We start from the raw sequence: 16,995 nt of genomic DNA, 5'->3' as shown, positions 1-16,995 counted from the left end.
GATCAGTCGAGGTAGTCGCGCAGCACCTGGGAACGGCTGGGGTGGCGCAGCTTGCTCATCGTCTTCGACTCGATCTGCCGGATGCGCTCGCGGGTGACGCCGTAGACCTGCCCGATCTCGTCGAGCGTGCGCGGCTGGCCGTCGGTGAGCCCGAAGCGCAGGCGGACGACGCCGGCCTCGCGTTCGGACAGCGTCTCGAGTACCGACTGCAGCTGATCCTGCAGCAGGGTGAAGGAGACCGCGTCGACGGCCACCACGGCCTCGGAGTCCTCGATGAAGTCGCCGAGCTGGGAATCGCCCTCGTCGCCGATGGTCTGGTCCAGCGAGATCGGTTCACGCGCGTACTGCTGGATCTCCAGCACCTTCTCCGGCGTGATGTCCATCTCCTTGGCGAGCTCTTCGGGCGTGGGCTCGCGGCCCAGGTCCTGCAGCAGCTCGCGCTGGATGCGGCCCAGCTTGTTGATGACCTCGACCATGTGCACCGGGATGCGGATGGTGCGGGCCTGGTCGGCCATGGCGCGGGTGATGGCCTGACGGATCCACCACGTGGCGTACGTGGAGAACTTGTAGCCCTTGGTGTAGTCGAACTTCTCGACCGCACGGATCAGGCCGAGGTTGCCCTCCTGGATCAGGTCCAGGAACGCCATGCCGCGGCCGGTGTAGCGCTTGGCCAGCGACACCACCAGACGCAGGTTGGCCTCGAGCAGGTGGTTCTTGGCGCGGTCGCCGTCGCGGCAGATCCACTGCATGTCGCGGCGCTGCTGCACCGGCAGCTTCTCGCCCTTCTCGGCGAGTTCGGCCAGCTTCTGGGTGGCGAACAGCCCGGCCTCGATGCGCTTGGCCAGCTCGACTTCTTCCTCGGCGTTGAGCAGCGCCACCTTGCCGATCTGCTTGAGGTAGGCGCGCACCGAGTCGGCCGATGCGGTGAGCTCGGCGTCCTTGCGGGCCTGCCGCAGCGCCTCGGACTCCTCCTCGTCCCAGACGAAGTCACCGGAGGCCTTGTCCTTCTCGGACGGCTCGGCGATCTCCTCGTCGTCGGTGGCGGGTGCGGCGGGCACCGCACCGCCCTTCGCGGCGGGGACGGGCGCGGCGTCGGCCTCGGCGGACTCGCCCTCCTCGCTGTCGTCGTCGGTCTCGGTCTCGGCCTCGTCGGTGTCGAGGTCGTCGAGATCCAGATCGGCGTCGTCGACGACGTCGATGTCGGGCTCGGCGTCGAGCGTGTCGGCGCCGTCCAGATCGTCGTCGGCGAGGGCCTCGGTGGCGCCGGCCTCGGGTGCGGTGGACTTCTTACCGCGACCGCGGGTGGCGGGACCGTCCTTCTTCGGGGCGCGGGCCTTCGCCGCGGTGCCCTTGGCCGCCCGCTTGGCGGGCGCGGTCCCGTTGGCCCCTGGGGCCTTCGCCGCGGGAGTCTTCTTCGCGGGGGTCTTGGTAGCGGTGCGCTTCACCGGCTCATCGGTTGCCGGGCTTGCCTTTGTCGCTGCCACGTCACCCTTTCGGTCTTACGGATCCCGTGGGCACCCGGATCCTCCACGTGTGCACGGGAGCAGGCGCCAACGGAACGTCGGCTATGTCGAATGTCGGCGTGATCTCAACTTGGGAATCTGCCGCTATTCGGTTGGCGGCCGCCGATGACCATTGTAACGACACTGTGGGGCGACGCCGTGCCGAGCGGCGAAATAGTGCCCCCGGGCGAGCCGCGACCGCATGGTTAGCGGTTGGTAGCTGTGACATCCAACGCAGCGGCCATCGCGGCGCCGACGATGCCCGCGGTGTTCTGCAGCGCCGCGGGCACCACGGGCGTGCGGTTCTTCAGCAACGGCACCCACTTGTCGGCCTTACGGCTGATCCCGCCGCCGGCGATGAACAGATCGGGCCAGATCGCGTTCTCGATCGCGACGAGCACACGCGTGACCTCTTCGGTCCAGCGTTCGTAGCTCCAGCCCTTGCGTTCCTTGACCGAGGAGGCGGCGCGGTGCTCGGCCTCCTTGCCGCCCACCTCGAGGTGGCCGAATTCGGTGTTGGGCAGCAGGATGCCGTTGTGGATGACCGCCGAGCCGATGCCGGTGCCGAAGGTCAGCAACACGATGACACCCGAGTTGTCCTTGCCCGCGCCGAACCGCTCCTCGGCCAGGCCGGCCGCATCGGCGTCGTTGAGCACCGTGACCGGCTGCCCGTCCAGCGCGGCGCTGTAGACCTCTTGGGCGTTCACGCCGAGCCATGACTTGTCGACGTTGGCGGCGGTGTGTACGACGCCCGAGGTGACCACGCCGGGGTAGGTGACACCCAGCTTCTCGGTCCAGCCGAACTCCCGCACCACGGCGGCGATGGTCTTGGCGACGGCGTCCGGCGTGGCGGGCTGCGGGGTGGGCAGTTTGAAACGGTCACCGACCAGCGCCCCGGTGTCCAGATCGACGATGCCGCCCTTGACGCCGCTGCCGCCGACGTCGATGCCGAACCCGCGGCGGGCCGGTGCGCCGGAGGTGCCCGGCTCTGCGACGGGCGAATCGGTGGCGGTCATCAGCGCTCCTCACAGTGGCGGCCCGGCGGTACGCGGTTCACACACTAGTTGCTGCCCGAACGGCGCGGGCGGCTGTCCGGGCAACCGGCGGGGACATCTGCGCGCCGACATGATGCGATATTGGTATGGACAGCGATCCGGTGGTGTTGCGTGAGGTGGCCGAGCAGTTGGCCGGGGAGGCAGCCGCATTCGTGCGGGCGCGGCGCAGCGAGGTGTTCGGCGCCGCCTCCGCCGACGGCGGCTCCGATGCGGTGTCCGCGAAGAGCACACCGACCGACCCGGTGACCGTCGTCGACACCGAGACCGAACGGCTGTTGCGGGACCGGCTCGCCGAACGCAGGCCGGGCGAGCAGATCCTCGGCGAGGAGGAGGGCGGCGGTGCCGACGCGGGGGCGGGCCAGCTGACCTGGGTGCTCGACCCGATCGACGGCACGGTCAACTTCGTCTACGGCATCGAGGCGTACGCCGTGTCCATCGCCGTCCAGCGCGACGGGGAATCGGTGGCCGGCGCGGTCGCCGACGTCGCCGCCGATGCGGTGTACTCGGCCGCCCGTGGACACGGGGCGCAGCTGCGCCGGCACGGTGAAGTGCGCCCGCTGCGCTGCAATGCGCCCGACCGGCTCGCCATGGCCCTGCTGGGCACCGGATTCGCCTATGCCCCCGACCGTCGCCGCCGTCAGGCCGAACTGCTCGTCGAGCTGATGGCCCAGGTGCGGGACGTGCGCCGGATCGGTTCGTGCGCGCTGGATCTGTGCATGGTGGCCGCCGGCCAGTTGGACGCCTACTACGAAGACGGCGTCAACGTGTGGGACTGGGCGGCGGGGGCGCTGATCGCGGCGGAGGCCGGGGCGACCGTGTCGCTGCCTCCCACCGCCGGTGCGGTCGGCGGCGCCGGGCTCGTCGTCGCGGCCGCCCCGGGCATCGCCGCCGAATTCGACGAGGCGCTGCGGCGCGCCGGGATCCGCGGCTGACCGCTCAGCAGGTGCCGGTGTGGATCTGCTTGAGCAGCTCCGGATCGGCCGGCGCGGTCGCGTCCGGGCGCAGGCTCGCCAGCACCGCGTCGATGTCGTCGCTCGCGGCGAGTTCGGCGAACTCGGTGCCGAGCGCCAGGTCGACCGTGGGGTCGGGGCGCTGGTCTTCGAACAGTTCGGTGCACGGCGCCACCAGCCACACCGCCGCGGCCGCCGCGCGGCCGCTCGGGCCGAACCGGATCTGGCCCTGGCACTCCAGCCGCGCGGTCGCGTAGATCGGGTCGTTGGCCGCCTCCGGCGGGGCGAAGCCGAGGTCGCGCAGTTCGCCGGCGATCTCACCGGCCTGGCCGCCCTGACCGCTCGCGTTGAGCACGCGGATCGTCGTGTCGGCGAGTTTGGCCGGCGTGACGTCGATCATGTCGGTGCGTGACACCTGCTTACCGAGCGCCGGGGGCGGCGGCTGGGTGGCGTTGGCCGGTGGCGGGGGATTGCAGACGGCGGCCTCGCGGACGTCGACCGGCTGGTTGAGCGCGATCACCCACACCACCACGGAGATGACCGCCAGCGCGCCGATGGCGAGGATGCCGGGCACGTAGTTGCGCCGGCGGAAGGGGCGACCGTGCCTGTCGAACGCGGTGCCTTCGGTGATGCTCGAGACCACCCATGCACTGTAGAGCCCCGGGCGTCGCCGGTCGCTCCCGGTTGGCGAAGTGATCCGCGGGGTATGTGAGGTAAATCACAGAGAGACTGAGGGGGTAACGGGCACGAATCGTTTGGTGAATGCGTTCGACGCTGGTACAAAGCACTGCTGCACGCTCACGGAGGGGACAACTCATGGCTACCGACTACGACGCCCCACGGCGTACGGAGACCGACGATGTCTCCGAGGATTCGCTGGAGGAACTCAAGGCACGCCGGAACGAAGCGCAGTCGGCGGTTGTCGACGTCGACGAGTCGGAGACCGCCGAGAACTTCGAGCTGCCCGGCGCGGATCTGTCCGGCGAGGAGCTCTCCGTCCGGGTGATCCCCAAGCAGGCCGACGAGTTCACCTGCTCGAGCTGCTTCCTGGTGCATCACCGCAGCCGTCTCGCGAGCGAGAAGAACGGCATGATGATCTGCTCGGACTGCGCGGCCTGACCGCTCAGCGGCCGAGCGCTGAGAGCACCCGGTCGGGATGACGGGTGCTCACCAGCCAGTAGGGCGTGGGGTCCTCGGGATCGTCGAGGACCAGCAGGATCATCGGACCCACCCACGCCCGGTGCACGACGTAGGCGGCCGGGTCGAGTTGGCGTCCCAGGGCCGCGGATTTCGCCGTCCTGGGCACCTCCGCCGACCGCCCCACGACGCTGACCGGCAGATGCGCGGGGCCGACCCACAGCTCCGTGTCACCGTGCGAGCCGCTCACGACACGGATCTCGGCTCTGCCGAACCACATCAGCACCACCGCCGCGACCGGAAGCAGCAGTGCGTACGGCAGCCAGTCCGGCAGCCCCTCGATACCCATGTTGACCTCGTAGGCGATCAATGCCGCCAGCCCGAGTCCGGGCAGCCACCACCACCACGGCACCGAGAGCCGTTCGCGGTAGCGCACCGTTTGGGTGGTTGCGCGCGTGTCGGACACGCGCCTCAGAGTAATCTCTGACGTCGTGTCCACCTCTCTGGCGGTCCTGCGTCTGGACCGCGAGCTACCGTTGCCCGCCAGGGCCCATGACGGTGACGCCGGCGTCGACCTGTTCAGCGCCTGCGACGTCGAACTGGCGCCAGGGGAGCGGGCACTGGTGCCGACGGGAATCGCCGTGGCGATTCCGTACGGCATGGTGGGCCTGGTTCATCCGCGGTCGGGTTTGGCTGCGCGCGTGGGGCTTTCGATCGTCAACAGCCCAGGGACGATCGATGCCGGCTATCGAGGGGAGATCAAGGTGTCGCTGATCAACCTCGATCCGCACGCGCCGATCGTCATCCGGCGCGGGGACCGTATCGCCCAGCTGCTCGTGCAGCGGGTCGAATTACCCGAGCTGGTCGAGGTGACGTCGTTCGACGAAGCCGGACTGGCCGAGACCACCCGTGGCGATGGCGGCCACGGTTCCTCCGGCGGACATGCGAGTTTGTGATGGCATTCGGAAAACGCAAGAGCAGCGGCAAGATCGGCGAACCGGCCCAGGCGCCGGCCGCCGAACCGGTCGTCGACCAGGTCGGTGAGGAGGACGTCGACGGTCCGTTCGACATCGAGGACTTCGACGACCAGCAGGTGGCCGCCCAGGGGCGGCTGGATCTCGGGTCGGTGCTGGTCCCCATGCCCGCTGCCGGCCAGGTGCAGGTGGAGCTGAACGAAGCCGGCGTGCCGAGCGCGGTCTGGGTGGTCACGCCGAACGGGCGGTTCACGATCGCGGCCTACGCGGCGCCGAAATCGGCGGGGCTGTGGCGCGAAGTGGCCGGCGAACTGGCCGACTCGCTGCGCAAGGACGGCGCCTCGGTGAGCATCCAGGACGGCCCGTGGGGCCGTGAGGTGGTCGGTTCGGCCTCCGGAATGGTCCGGTTCATCGGCATCGACGGGTACCGCTGGATGATCCGCTGCGTGGTCAACGGCGTCGCCGACAGCATCGACGCCCTCACGCTCGAGGCGCGGGAAGCCCTGCGGGACACCGTGGTCCGTCGCGGCGACACGCCGCTGCCGGTGCGCACCCCGCTGCCGGTCCAGCTGCCCGAGCCGATGGCCGCCCAGCTGCGGGCCGCCGCGGCCGCCCAGCAGGGTCAGCAGGGTCAGCAGGCGGACCCTGCGCAGCAGACGCCGCCTGCGCCTCCGGCCCCGCCGGAACCCGCCGCGCGCCGCAGCGCCCAGGGTTCGGCGATGCAGCAGCTGCGCACCATCACCGGCGGCTAGACACCGGTCGGCGCGTCACGATCGGGAGCCGACGTGATCCTGCCCGAGGTCCGTGGCCCCCGCCTGGTCACCATTCGCCGGGGCGGCACGCTGACCGACGACCACCACCGCCTCATCGCGCTGTGGGCCGCCGAGTGCGCCGAGCACGTCCTGGGCCACTTCGCCACCGTCCGGCCCGACGATCCGCGGCCGCGAGAAGCCGTGGCGGCCGCACGGGCGTGGGCGCGAGGCGATCTCGCGATGATGCGTGCCCGCGCCGCGGGTGGCCACGCCATGGGGGCGGCCCGCCATCTCCGCGGCGCGGCCCGCTTCGCCGCGTACTCCGCCGGACAGGCCGCATGCGTGGGACACGTTGCCGAGCACGGCCTCGGCGCGGCGGCATACGCGATCAAGGCCGTCCGCAGCGCCCACCCCGACGACCCTCACGCCGGTCGCGCGGAACGAGACTGGCAACGGAGGCGACTTCCCCACGCGATCCGCGGGCTGGTTCTCGAAGACCAGGCGGCGCGCAACAGCATCTGCTGGTTCGCGTTCTCCGACTGAACCGGCGGGCTACGGCGTCCGCTCGGAGGCCTCGTTCAGCGCCGCCACGCAGGCCGCGCCGAGGACGGCCGGGTCGGCGCCCATGTCGTCGAGGGTGACGGTGCGCAGCGCCGCGCGCGGCGCCGCGGACACCCACTCCATCCCGACCTCCAGTGGATGCACCGGATCGTCGGTCGCGGCGGCCACCCCCAGCGGCGCGGTCAGCGCCTCGAGTTGTGGGCACGTCGGCGCGGTGTAGCCGGCCGCCTCGTCCATGGCGTCGGGCAGCGCCGGCCACTGCGCCACCCACGAGCGGGTCAGCTCGTCACCCAGCCAGCGGGGGCTCGACGCGCGCATCTGGGCCGTCGCCGCGACGAGTCCGTCGCGGCGCAGGACCTCGGCGGAGTGGCGCGCCGTCATCGCCGCGGGCGCCGTCACCGGTGAGCCGGTCCACGCAGGCAACGCCGCGAGCACGGCGATCGCGCCGTCCGGATGCGCCAGCGCCCATTCGACCGCGACCGCCGCGCCGATCGACACCCCGCCGACCGCGACCGGCCCTGCCGCCGCGGCCTCGTCGAGCGCGTCGCGGTAGCCCGCGACCAGTCGCTGCGGTTGCGGCCGCGGCGTGACTACCACCGCCCCGACCTCGTGCAGAGCCGACGCGAACGCCCGGTACACGTAGTCGTCGTCGGAGCCCGTACCGGGCAGCAGCACCGTCGTCACACCGCGTAGATCGACCGCCATCACACGATCGTGCACCGCCCGTCAAACAAGCACGGTTAGATCGGCGCGGCGTGGTCAACCCCGCATGGCATAAGGGAACCAACAGGTCTACCGTGGCGTTGGATTGAAGGCGGGTCCACGGTGGATCTGCGAAAGGTCAGGAGAGGCCATGGCCACGGCCGAAGGGTATCTGCGTCGACTCACCCGGCGTCTGACGGAGGACCCACAGCAACTCGATGTCGAGGAGCTCAGCGACGAAGCCGCCCACAACGGCGCGCAGAAGGCTATCGACTGTCAGCGCGGGCAGGAAGTCACGATGGTGGGCACCCTGCGCAGCGTGGAGACGAACTCCAAGGGCTGCGCGGGCGGCGTCCGCGCCGAACTCTTCGACGGCACCGATTCGGTGATGCTGGTGTGGCTCGGACAGCGCCGCATCGCCGGCATCGAATCCGGGCGGACGCTGCGGGTGCACGGCCGCGTCGGCAAGCTCGAGAACGGGACGAAGGCGATCTACAACCCGCACTACGAAATCCAGAAGTGAGCGGCGCCGAACCCGATCACGTCGAACCCGGTCACGCCGATCCGGCTGGCGCCGCCGAGGACACGAAGCCCAACGGCGCGCAGGCGATCCTGGCGCAGATGGGCGGCGTCAGCGGCCTGATCTACTCGTCGCTGCCTGTCGTGGTGTTCGTCCCCGTCTCCTCCGTCGCGGGCCTGGTGCCCGCCATCGGCGCGGCGCTCGGTGTCGCCGCGCTGATCCTTTTGTGGCGGCTGATCCGCAGGGACACCGTCCAGCCCGCGATCTCGGGCTTCATCGGCGTCGGGATCAGCGCGCTCATCGCCTATCTGGTCGGCGAGTCCAAGGGCTACTTCCTGCTCGGCATCTGGATGTCGCTGATCTGGGCCTCGGTGTTCGCGCTGTCGGTGCTGATCCGGCGTCCGGTGGTGGGTTACATCTGGGGCTGGATCAACGGCCACAACGACGACTGGCGCCGAATGCGCACCGCCGTGCGGGCGTTCGACATCGCGACGCTGACCTGGGTGGCGGTGTTCCTGTCGCGGTTCATCGTGCAGCAGCACCTCTACGACGCCGATCAGACCGGATGGCTGGGCGTCGCCCGCATCGCGATGGGCTGGCCGCTGACCGCTGTCGCCGCGCTGGTCACCTACTTCGCCATCCGCAGCGCCCAGCGGGCCCTGCTCGCCGTGGCGGCACCGCAGGAGCAGACTCCCGCCGATACGCGGACGGACTGACGCTCAGCGCGGTTTGGGGTGCAACAGCAGGTTGCTCAGCTCGTCCTCGACTTCGGCGGAGGCCACGAACAGCAGCTCGTCGCCGCCCTCGAGCGGTTCGTCGGACTCCGGGACGATGACCCGCGAACCGCGCAGGATCGTCACGAGCGCCGAATCCCTCGGCAGGTCGAGGCGTTTGACGGGTTTACCGCCCCACGGGGTGTCGTCGGGCAGCGTGATCTCCACGAGGTTGGCCTGCCCCTTGCGAAACTCCATGAGCCGCACCAGATCACCCACGGCGACGGCTTCCTCGACCAGGGACGCCAGCATGCGCGGCGTCGACACCGCGACGTCGACGCCCCAGTTCTCGTCGAACAGCCACTCGTTGCGCGGGTCGTTGACCCGGGCGACCACCCGCGCCACCCCGAACTCCGTCTTGGCCAGCAGGCTGACCACCACGTTGACCTTGTCGTCGCCGGTGGCTCCGATCACCACGTCGAACTCCTCGAGGTGCACCGATTCGAGCACCGAGAGCTCACAGGCGTCGCCGAGTCGCCAGTGCGCGGCGGGGATGGCGTCGATGTCGACGTGGTCGGGGTTGCGTTCGAGCAGGGTCACGTCGTGGTTGCTCTCGAGGAGTTCCCGGGCGATCGATCGGCCGACGGCACCGGCCCCGGCGATGGCTACTTTCACGAGTCGTCCTCACTCGGTGGCAGCGCGCTGATCGCCATCGCCTCCGCGATGTGACCCGCCACGGCCGCGATGTACACCTGATCGCCGGCCTGGATCACGGTCTTGCCGTCCGGCAGCACACCGCTGCCGAAGCGGATCAGGAACGCCACCCGGCCGCCGGTCGCGCCCTCCAGTTCGGTGACGCGGTGGCCCGCCCAATCCTCGTGCAGCGGAAGCTCGGCCACGCCGACGTTGCCCGACGGGTCCCGCCACTTGGTGGTCTCGGTCTCCCGCGTCAGCACGTTGAGCAGCCGGTCGGTGGTCCACGGCACGGTGGCCACGGTCGGGATGCCGAGGCGTTCGTAGACCGCGGCGCGTTTCGCGTCGTAGATGCGGGCCACCACGCGCTCCACGCCGAACGTCTCGCGCGCGACACGCGCGGAGATGATGTTCGAGTTGTCGCCCGAGGACACCGCGGCGAACGCGCTCGCCTCCTCGATACCGGCGCGCAACAGCACGTCGCGGTCGAACCCCATGCCCAGCACCCGCTCGCCCGCGAACTCGGGGCTGAGCCGGTGGAAGGCGGTGGCGTCCCGGTCGATGACCGCCACATCATGGCCGATCCGCGACAAGCTGTCGGACAGGGACGCCCCCACCCGGCCGCATCCCATCACCACTACACGCACGTGCGGTTCCTTTCGGCTGTGCCGCTCTCCAAGCCAGTAGCGAATCTCCGCAACCGGAACGCTACAGCCATCCGTGACTGGGCATACCCTTGGACCTCGTGTCCAAGCTTTCTACCGCGGCGCGGCGGCTCGTACTCGGGCGGCCGTTCCGCAGCGACCGGCTGTCGCACACGCTGCTCCCCAAGCGGGTGGCGCTGCCGGTTTTCGCCTCCGATGCGCTGTCGTCGGTCGCGTACGCGCCGGAGGAGATCTTCCTCGTCCTGTCGATCGCCGGTATGACGGCGATCACGATGACGCCCTGGATCGGCCTCGCGGTGGCCGGGGTGATGCTCATCGTGATCGCGAGCTACCGGCAGAACGTCCACGCCTATCCCTCCGGGGGCGGTGACTACGAGGTCGTCACCACCAACCTGGGCAGCACCGCCGGGCTCACGGTGGCCAGCGCCCTGCTCGTGGACTACGTACTGACCGTGGCGGTGTCGATGTCGTCGGCGATGTCGAACATCGGCTCGGCGGTACCGTTCATCGGCCAGCACAAGGTGCTCTTCGCCGTGGCCGCGATCGTGCTGCTCGCCTCGATCAACCTGCGCGGCATCCGCGAATCGGGTACCGCGTTCGCGATCCCGACCTACGCGTTCATGGTCGGCATGTACATCATGCTCGGCTGGGGGCTGTTCCAGATCTTCGTCCTCGGTGAGCCGTTGCGCGCCGAGTCCGCCGACTTCACGGTCAACAGCGAGCACGGCGACGTGCTGGGGTTCGCGATGGTGTTCCTGATCGCGCGCGCCTTCTCGTCCGGCTGCGCGGCGCTGACGGGGGTGGAGGCCATCAGCAACGGCGTGCCGGCGTTCCGCAAGCCCAAGTCGCGCAACGCCGCAACCACGCTCCTGCTGCTGGGTCTGGTCGCGGTGTCGCTGTTCATGGGAATCATCATGCTGGCCAAGGAGACCGGCGTGAAGATCGCCGAACGTCCGGCCGAGCAGCTGGTGGGGGCGCCCCCGGGATACGAGCAGAAGACGCTGATCGCCCAGCTCGCCGACGCGGTGTTCCACGACTTCCCGGTGGGGCTGTACCTCATCGCCGGTGTCACCGCGCTCATCCTGGTGCTCGCCGCCAACACCGCGTTCAACGGCTTCCCCGTGCTGGCATCCATTCTCGCCCAGGACCGTTACCTGCCCCGGCAGCTGCACACCCGCGGCGACCGGCTGGCCTTCTCCAACGGCATCCTGTTTCTGGCGTTCGCCGCGGTCGCGTTCGTCGTCGCCTTCCAGGCTCAGGTCACCGCGCTCATCCAGCTCTACATCGTCGGGGTGTTCGTGTCGTTCACGCTGAGCCAGATCGGCATGGTGCGGCACTGGACCCGATTGCTGCGCACCGAGACCGATCCGATGGTGCGCAGCAAGATGATGCGGTCGCGGGTGATCAACGGCATCGGGTTGTCGTGTACCGGAACGGTGTTGGTCATCGTCGTGGTGACGAAGTTCGTCGCCGGGGCGTGGATCGCGATCCTGGCGATGTCGGGTCTGTTCGTGCTGATGAAGTCGATCCGCAAGCACTACGACGCCGTGTCGCGCGAACTCGAACAGCAGGAGGCCGCCGAGGGCGAGGACATCGTGCTGCCCAGCCGCAACCACGCGGTGGTGCTGGTGTCGAAGCTGCATCTGCCGACGCTGCGGGCGCTGGCCTACGCGCGTGCCACCCGGCCCGACGTGCTCGAGGCCATCACCGTCAGCGTCGACGACGCCGACACCCGTGCGCTGGTGCACCAGTGGGAGGACAGCGACGTCACCGTACCCCTGAAGGTGATCGCCTCGCCGTACCGCGAGATCACCCGCCCGGTCCTGGACTACGTCAAGCGGGTCACCAAGGAGTCCCCCCGCACGGTCGTCACCGTGTTCATCCCGGAGTACGTCGTCGGCCACTGGTGGGAACAGCTGCTGCACAACCAGAGTGCGCTGCGGCTCAAGGGCCGGCTGCTGTTCATGCCGAACGTGATGGTGACGTCGGTGCCGTGGCAGCTGAACTCCTCGGAGCGGCTCAAGACCCTGCAACCGCAGTCGGCGCCGGGTGACGCCCGACGAGGGTTCTTGGAGTGAGTGGATCCGACGGGGCGCCGGCAGAACTCACGCTGCAGGCCGGTCCACCCGCCAACGGCGGCAGCTGCGTGGCACGCCACGACGGGCGGGTGGTGTTCGTCCGGCATGCGCTGCCGGGGGAGACGGTCCGGGTCCGCGTCCAGTCCGACCGCGGTTCCTACTGGCACGCCGACGTGATCGAGGTACTCGACCCGTCACCGCAGCGCATCGCCTCGCTGTGCCCGATCGCCGGCGTCGACGGGGCCGGCTGCTGCGACCTGGCGTTCGTCACCCCGGACGGGGCCCGGGGACTCAAGGGCGCCGTGGTGGCCAATCAGCTCGCCCGGCTGGGCGGGTACCAGTGGCGCGACGAGGACGAGGCCACCGCCGAGGCCATCGGAGACGGCGCGGCCACCGGATGGCGGACCCGGGTCCGGCTGGACACCGGCGAGGACGGCGTCGCCGGGTTCCATCGCTACCACAGCGCGGATCTCGTCACCGATCTGCGCTGTGCCCAGCTGCCCGCCGGCATGCTCGACGAGGTCGGCCCGCTGCGGTTCCCCGCGGGCGCCCACGTGCACGTCGCTGTCGACGACGACGGGGCCCGACACATCGTCCAGAGCGGCCCGCGCACCGGCCGCGGCGCGCCGACGTCGGTGGTGTCGGGCGACTACGAGGCCACCCAACGCATCGCTGGGCGGGTGTGGCGGGTCCCGGTCACCGCGTTCTGGCAGGCGCACCGCGACGCCGCGCGCCGCTACAGCGAGTTGGTCGCGCACTGGGCCGCCCTGCAACCCGGGCAGACGGCGTGGGATCTCTACGGCGGCGCAGGGGTTTTCGCGGCGGCGCTGGCCGACCAGGTCGGCGAGGGCGGGCGTGTGCTGACGGTCGACACCTCACGGGCGGCGGGCCGCTCGGCGCGCGCCGCGCTGGCCGACCTCGGCCAGGTCTCCGTGGTCACCGATTCGGTGCGCCGGGCGCTGTCGGCCGAACGCCAGGCGGCCGACGTGGCGGTGCTCGATCCGCCGCGCGCGGGCGCCGGCCGCGACATCATCGACCTGATCAGCGCCGCCGGTGTGCCGAGGGTCATCCACATCGGTTGCGAGGCAGCCTCGTTCGCCCGCGACGTGGGGCTGTACCTGTCCGCCGGCTACACGGTGGAGGAGGTGCGGGTGTTCGACTCGTTCCCGCTCACCCACCACGTCGAATGCGTGGCGGTGCTCACCCGGTGAGCCGCCTGCGGCAGGCGTGGCTGGAGTTCGTCGGCGAGGAGACCACCCCCGCCGGCACAGCCACGATCCTGGGCCTGGCCGCACTCGGGGGATACCTGGCTCCCCGGCTCGCCGGTGGCCGGCTCGGGCCGGCGGAGCGCGCTGTGCTGGTGGTGTCGGCCGTCGACCTGTGGGGCGGTGCGTGGGCCAACAACACCGTGGCCTGCGCGCGCTGGTACGAACGGCCCGGGCAGACCGACGCCGACCACCTGCGGTTCGCGGCCCTTCACGTGCATCCGCTGGTGCTGGCCTGGATCGACGGCGGTGGGCCCGGCCGATGGCGTTGGGCCGCAGCGAATTACGGCTATCTGCTGGCGGCGACGTGGGTGCTCCGGCGGGCGGCGCCGCGCAGGCCACTCGGGATAGTCCTGACGGTGGCCGGGGTGCTCCTCGACGCCGGCCTGGGGCCGTCGCGCGCCGCGTTGTGGTTCGGGCCGGTGTTCTACGCCAAGCTGCTGCTGGGCCACGCCTCGGCGGCGCTGTGGTCCGATCGGACCCTGTCCGAGGCCTGAGCTCAGCGGTGGCGCCGCCGCCCCACGGGCGCGTACGGGGTGGGGTCGAGATCGGGGCGGCGGCCCTCCATCAGATCGGCCAGCATCCGCGCCGACCCGCACGCCATCGTCCAGCCGATGTGGCCGTGTCCGGTGTTGTAGTACAGGTTGTCGTGACGGCCGAGGCCGATCAGCGGCGGTCCGTCAGGGGTCATCGGCCGCAGCCCGGTGCGGTAGTGGGCGCTGTCCCAGTCGACGACGCCGGGAAACAGCTCGTCGCCCGCGGCGACGATGCCGGCGTAGTCGGCGGGGGTGGAACTTCGGTCGTAGCCGACGAATTCGGCGGTCGCCGACATCCGGATCTGATCGCCGAAAGGCGACCACGCGACCAGGGTGCGTTCGTCGATACCGCCGAGGCGCGGCGCCCGGTCGGCATCCTTGACCGGGGCGGTGACCGAGTAGCCCTTCGCCGGATAGATGGGCAGCGAGATGCCCATCGTGCGGGTCAGCAGCGGGCTGGCCGCACCGGCGGCGACCACGATCGCCTCGGCGCGGACATCCCCGTCCGGGCAGCTGATGTGGGTGACCCGGGATCCGTCGGTGACCAGCCCGGTGATGTCGGTGCCCAGTCGGAACTGCACGCCGAGCCGACGGCAGCTCTCGGCGAGCCCGGCGGCGAAACGCTGCGGGTCGCCGCTGGCGTCGGTGGTGTCGTGGATGGCCCCGGCGAACCGGTTGCGCCCGTGCGCCAATGCGGGTTCGACCGCGACGATCTCCTCGGGTCCGAGCGTCTTCTGCATCCGGCCGTGCTCGCGGAGCAGGGCGGATTTGCGTTCGGCGGCAACCAGTTCCGCCTCGTCTCGGTAGAGGTACAACACGCCGCGGTCGGTGTGGCAGAACTCGATGCCCTCGCGGGCGGCCACCTCGTCGGTGAGGCGCTGGCTGTACTGGGCCAGAGCGAATTTCGCGAGCGTGTTGGCCTGCGACCGGCCGGGCGTGCACTCGCGCAGGAATCGCAGCCCCCACCTGATCAGTGCGGCATCGGCGCGTGGCCTCACCCGGATCGACGTGTCCGCGCCGAAGAGCGAGCGCACCAGCATGGCCGGCGCGCTCGGCGAGGCCCACGCGTAGGAGTGCCCGGGCGCGATGAGCCCGCCCGTGGACGCGGACGCGTCCGAGGCGATGTCGGCGCGGCGGTCGTAGACGGTGACCTCGTGTCCGCGTTCGGCGAGTGCATGCGCGGTCGCGACGCCGACCACGCCCGCGCCGATCACGGCGATCTTCATGGTGTTCCCTCCGTGACGGTGTCGCTGTCGGTGTCGTTGTCGGTGTTGTTGTCGTGCAGCACCTCTCGCACGTAGAACCGCCAGCCGAGGAACCCGACCCAGCCGGTGACCGCGATGACCAGCGACGGCACCCCGTAGTAGAGCAGGTTGACGATCATGCGGGTTCTCCTTGTGCGACGAGCGCGGGTTGGCGCCGCCGGGGGTAGCGGTCGGCGGTGGCGGCGGCGACGCCGACGAACACCACGAGGTTGGCCAGCACACCGGGGATCAGCCCGTCGGCGAGGCCGAACGGCGCGTCGAGGCCCCACTGCCAGACCGCGGTGACCAGCGCGCCCGCCCCGATCGCCGACAGGGCGGCCGGGGCGGAGCGCACCCCGAACAGCACCGCCCCGATGAGCGGCACGATGATCGTGGGCGCCCACAGTGTGTAGCTGTAGAGCAGCGCGTCGACGATCGAGGGCACGCTGAGCGCGAAAGTGGTCGCCGCCGCACCGACCACGACACTGGTGACGCGTTCGATGGTCAGTCGGCGCGCCGGCGTGACCGGTGTCTTGCGCAACGGCTGGTACACGTCCTTGGTCAGCACCACCGCGGTCGAGTTGAGATACGAGCTGGCCGTGGACATCACGACCGCCAGCAGGGCGGCGACGACCAGCCCCAGGATGCCGATCGGCATGAGGTTCATCACCACGGTCGGCAACGCCTGGTCGGTCTCGATGTCGGGATAGAGCACCAGTGCGATCAGGCCGATCGAGGCGGAGACGAAGTAGAAGCAGAACGAGAAGACCCCGGCCATGGTGAAACCGATCCGGGCGTGGCGGGAGTCCGGGGTGGAGAACGTGCGCTGCGCGTACGGGGGCACCAGGGTCTCCCCGAGCAGGAACGCGACGAACAGGGTCACGAAGGTCAACGGGGAGTAGTCGCCCAGCAGCGAGAGGTGGTCGGCGGGCACCCCGGCGAGCAGGGACTCGGCACCGCCCACGGCGTTCAGGCCGATCAGCAGCGCCACCGGCAGGAACACGCCGAGGAACACGAACTGCAGCAGGTCGGTCTGGATCACCGCCCAGGCGCCGCCGAAGGCCGAGTACAGCACCACGATCCCCATGCCGATGATCACCGCGGGCACCGTCGGCACGTCGAGGGTGGCGTTGACGATCGTGCCGATGGCCAGGGCCTGAGCGCCGAGGATGCCCGCGCACAGCGCGACCGAGAGCACCCCGGTCACCACCCGGGTGGGCCTGCCGTAGTGCTCGGCCATCACGTCACCGACGGTGTGCGCGCCGCGGTAGTGCTTGAGCCGGGGGGCGATGAACCACCCCACGAGCAGAGTCTGGATCCCGAACGCGCAGAACGCGAACATGTAGACGTAGCCGTCGCGCATCGTGGCACCCGCGATGCCGATCGACGCGCCGCCGCCGAGGAACGCCGCGGCGAGGCTGCCGAAGAACACCGGCCAGATGATCCGGTTGCCCGCGACGGCGAAGTCGTCCGGGTTCTTCACCCGGCGCATGGTCTGGATGCCGATCAGGATCAGCAGCGCGAAATAACCCGCGAGCAAGGCCCAGTCGAGGGGTGTCATGGGGCGTCCTTCCGACGTCCTGTGCGAGGACCGACCCATCGTATGAGCGGGGCGTGACGCCCGTCACTGGGCAAACCGACTAGTCTT

At 70.4% G+C, this 16,995-nt stretch carries 20 protein-coding genes; 10 read left to right on the top strand and 10 right to left on the bottom strand.

Annotated features, from left to right (window positions below; translation table 11 throughout):
* Window positions 1-2 precede the first annotated feature (2 nt).
* Together G6N30_RS10290 and ppgK are read right to left on the bottom strand one after the other, a co-directional pair.
* Window positions 3-1,484 (bottom strand): RNA polymerase sigma factor, encoded by a 1,482-nt coding sequence (locus G6N30_RS10290; RefSeq protein ID WP_134052450.1) that lies wholly within the window; start codon window positions 1,482-1,484, stop codon window positions 3-5.
* Between the two features lie 224 nt (window positions 1,485-1,708).
* Complete coding sequence (gene ppgK, locus G6N30_RS10285; protein ID WP_134052448.1) at window positions 1,709-2,518, bottom strand: polyphosphate--glucose phosphotransferase; 810 nt, start codon at window positions 2,516-2,518, stop codon at window positions 1,709-1,711.
* Between the two features lie 125 nt (window positions 2,519-2,643).
* On the opposite strand from ppgK, the gene G6N30_RS10280 reads away from it, so the two are divergent.
* Entirely contained in the window at window positions 2,644-3,489 is an 846-nt protein-coding gene (locus tag G6N30_RS10280; protein ID WP_134052446.1) for an inositol monophosphatase family protein, read from the top strand.
* 4 nt (window positions 3,490-3,493) lie between these two features.
* On the opposite strand, the gene cei is transcribed toward G6N30_RS10280, so the two are convergent.
* Window positions 3,494-4,150: an envelope integrity protein Cei gene (gene cei, locus G6N30_RS10275; RefSeq protein ID WP_134052444.1), complete on the bottom strand. Its 657-nt coding sequence runs from the start codon at window positions 4,148-4,150 to the stop codon at window positions 3,494-3,496.
* A 173-nt stretch (window positions 4,151-4,323) separates the two neighbouring features.
* On the opposite strand from cei, the gene G6N30_RS10270 reads away from it, so the two are divergent.
* Window positions 4,324-4,626: a DUF4193 domain-containing protein gene (locus G6N30_RS10270; protein ID WP_059092940.1), complete on the top strand. Its 303-nt coding sequence runs from the start codon at window positions 4,324-4,326 to the stop codon at window positions 4,624-4,626.
* A gap of 4 nt (window positions 4,627-4,630) precedes the next feature.
* On the opposite strand, the gene G6N30_RS10265 is transcribed toward G6N30_RS10270, so the two are convergent.
* A complete protein-coding gene (locus G6N30_RS10265) occupies window positions 4,631-5,110 on the bottom strand; it encodes a DUF3093 domain-containing protein (protein WP_134052442.1) in 480 nt (159 codons plus the stop codon).
* A 25-nt stretch (window positions 5,111-5,135) separates the two neighbouring features.
* Here G6N30_RS10265 and dut point away from each other — a divergent pair, with 25 nt between their 5' ends.
* Genes dut through G6N30_RS10250 form a run of 3 tightly spaced genes read left to right on the top strand, consistent with a single transcriptional unit; the run spans window position 5,136 to window position 6,913 of the window.
* Window positions 5,136-5,600, top strand: a complete 465-nt coding sequence (gene dut, locus G6N30_RS10260) for a dUTP diphosphatase (RefSeq protein ID WP_134052440.1) — start codon at window positions 5,136-5,138, stop codon at window positions 5,598-5,600.
* On the top strand, window positions 5,600-6,370 hold the full coding sequence (locus tag G6N30_RS10255; RefSeq protein WP_134052438.1) for a DUF3710 domain-containing protein: 771 nt from the start codon (window positions 5,600-5,602) through the stop codon (window positions 6,368-6,370). Before dut ends, G6N30_RS10255 begins: the two co-directional genes overlap by 1 nt.
* A gap of 33 nt (window positions 6,371-6,403) precedes the next feature.
* On the top strand, window positions 6,404-6,913 hold the full coding sequence (locus tag G6N30_RS10250; protein WP_134052436.1) for a putative immunity protein: 510 nt from the start codon (window positions 6,404-6,406) through the stop codon (window positions 6,911-6,913).
* 9 nt (window positions 6,914-6,922) lie between these two features.
* Here the strand turns inward: G6N30_RS10250 and G6N30_RS10245 are convergent, their stop codons facing one another.
* Window positions 6,923-7,636 carry a thioesterase domain-containing protein gene (locus tag G6N30_RS10245; RefSeq protein WP_134052434.1) on the bottom strand — a complete coding sequence of 238 codons (714 nt, stop codon included), beginning with the start codon at window positions 7,634-7,636 and terminating at the stop codon, window positions 6,923-6,925.
* 148 nt (window positions 7,637-7,784) lie between these two features.
* Here G6N30_RS10245 and G6N30_RS10240 point away from each other — a divergent pair, with 148 nt between their 5' ends.
* Window positions 7,785-8,156 carry an OB-fold nucleic acid binding domain-containing protein gene (locus G6N30_RS10240; protein WP_134052432.1) on the top strand — a complete coding sequence of 124 codons (372 nt, stop codon included), beginning with the start codon at window positions 7,785-7,787 and terminating at the stop codon, window positions 8,154-8,156.
* Between the two features lie 98 nt (window positions 8,157-8,254).
* Window positions 8,255-8,869, top strand: a complete 615-nt coding sequence (locus G6N30_RS10235) for a DUF3159 domain-containing protein (protein ID WP_234880172.1) — start codon at window positions 8,255-8,257, stop codon at window positions 8,867-8,869.
* 3 nt (window positions 8,870-8,872) lie between these two features.
* On the opposite strand, the gene G6N30_RS10230 is transcribed toward G6N30_RS10235, so the two are convergent.
* Window positions 8,873-9,541, bottom strand: coding sequence for a potassium channel family protein (locus tag G6N30_RS10230; RefSeq protein WP_134052428.1), 669 nt, complete (start codon window positions 9,539-9,541; stop codon window positions 8,873-8,875).
* On the bottom strand, window positions 9,538-10,206 hold the full coding sequence (locus G6N30_RS10225) for a potassium channel family protein (RefSeq protein WP_134052426.1): 669 nt from the start codon (window positions 10,204-10,206) through the stop codon (window positions 9,538-9,540). The genes G6N30_RS10230 and G6N30_RS10225 overlap by 4 nt, the downstream gene beginning before the upstream one ends.
* An 89-nt stretch (window positions 10,207-10,295) precedes the next feature.
* Between G6N30_RS10225 and G6N30_RS10220 the strand changes: the two genes are divergently transcribed.
* From G6N30_RS10220 to G6N30_RS10210, 3 genes are read left to right on the top strand one after another with little or no spacing between them, the layout of a single operon-like run.
* A complete protein-coding gene (locus G6N30_RS10220) occupies window positions 10,296-12,302 on the top strand; it encodes an APC family permease (protein WP_197906168.1) in 2,007 nt (668 codons plus the stop codon).
* Window positions 12,299-13,513, top strand: coding sequence for a class I SAM-dependent RNA methyltransferase (locus tag G6N30_RS10215; protein WP_134052422.1), 1,215 nt, complete (start codon window positions 12,299-12,301; stop codon window positions 13,511-13,513). Before G6N30_RS10220 ends, G6N30_RS10215 begins: the two co-directional genes overlap by 4 nt.
* Window positions 13,510-14,064: a hypothetical protein gene (locus G6N30_RS10210; protein ID WP_134052420.1), complete on the top strand. Its 555-nt coding sequence runs from the start codon at window positions 13,510-13,512 to the stop codon at window positions 14,062-14,064. Before G6N30_RS10215 ends, G6N30_RS10210 begins: the two co-directional genes overlap by 4 nt.
* 2 nt (window positions 14,065-14,066) lie before the next feature.
* Here the strand turns inward: G6N30_RS10210 and G6N30_RS10205 are convergent, their stop codons facing one another.
* From G6N30_RS10205 to G6N30_RS10200, 3 genes are read right to left on the bottom strand one after another with little or no spacing between them, the layout of a single operon-like run.
* Window positions 14,067-15,329 carry a D-amino acid dehydrogenase gene (locus tag G6N30_RS10205; protein WP_134052418.1) on the bottom strand — a complete coding sequence of 421 codons (1,263 nt, stop codon included), beginning with the start codon at window positions 15,327-15,329 and terminating at the stop codon, window positions 14,067-14,069.
* Window positions 15,326-15,487 carry a hypothetical protein gene (locus tag G6N30_RS26910; protein WP_166674580.1) on the bottom strand — a complete coding sequence of 54 codons (162 nt, stop codon included), beginning with the start codon at window positions 15,485-15,487 and terminating at the stop codon, window positions 15,326-15,328. Before G6N30_RS26910 ends, G6N30_RS10205 begins: the two co-directional genes overlap by 4 nt.
* Entirely contained in the window at window positions 15,484-16,908 is a 1,425-nt protein-coding gene (locus tag G6N30_RS10200) for a sodium:solute symporter family protein (RefSeq protein ID WP_134052416.1), read from the bottom strand. The genes G6N30_RS26910 and G6N30_RS10200 overlap by 4 nt, the downstream gene beginning before the upstream one ends.
* Between the last annotated feature and the right edge of the window lie 87 nt (window positions 16,909-16,995).

The sequence above is a fragment of the Mycolicibacterium litorale genome (genome assembly GCF_010731695.1).
GTDB lineage: Bacteria > Actinomycetota > Actinomycetes > Mycobacteriales > Mycobacteriaceae > Mycobacterium > Mycobacterium litorale.
Note: the sequence above shows the minus strand (reverse complement) of the source record. Positions and strands in the feature narration are given on the sequence as shown.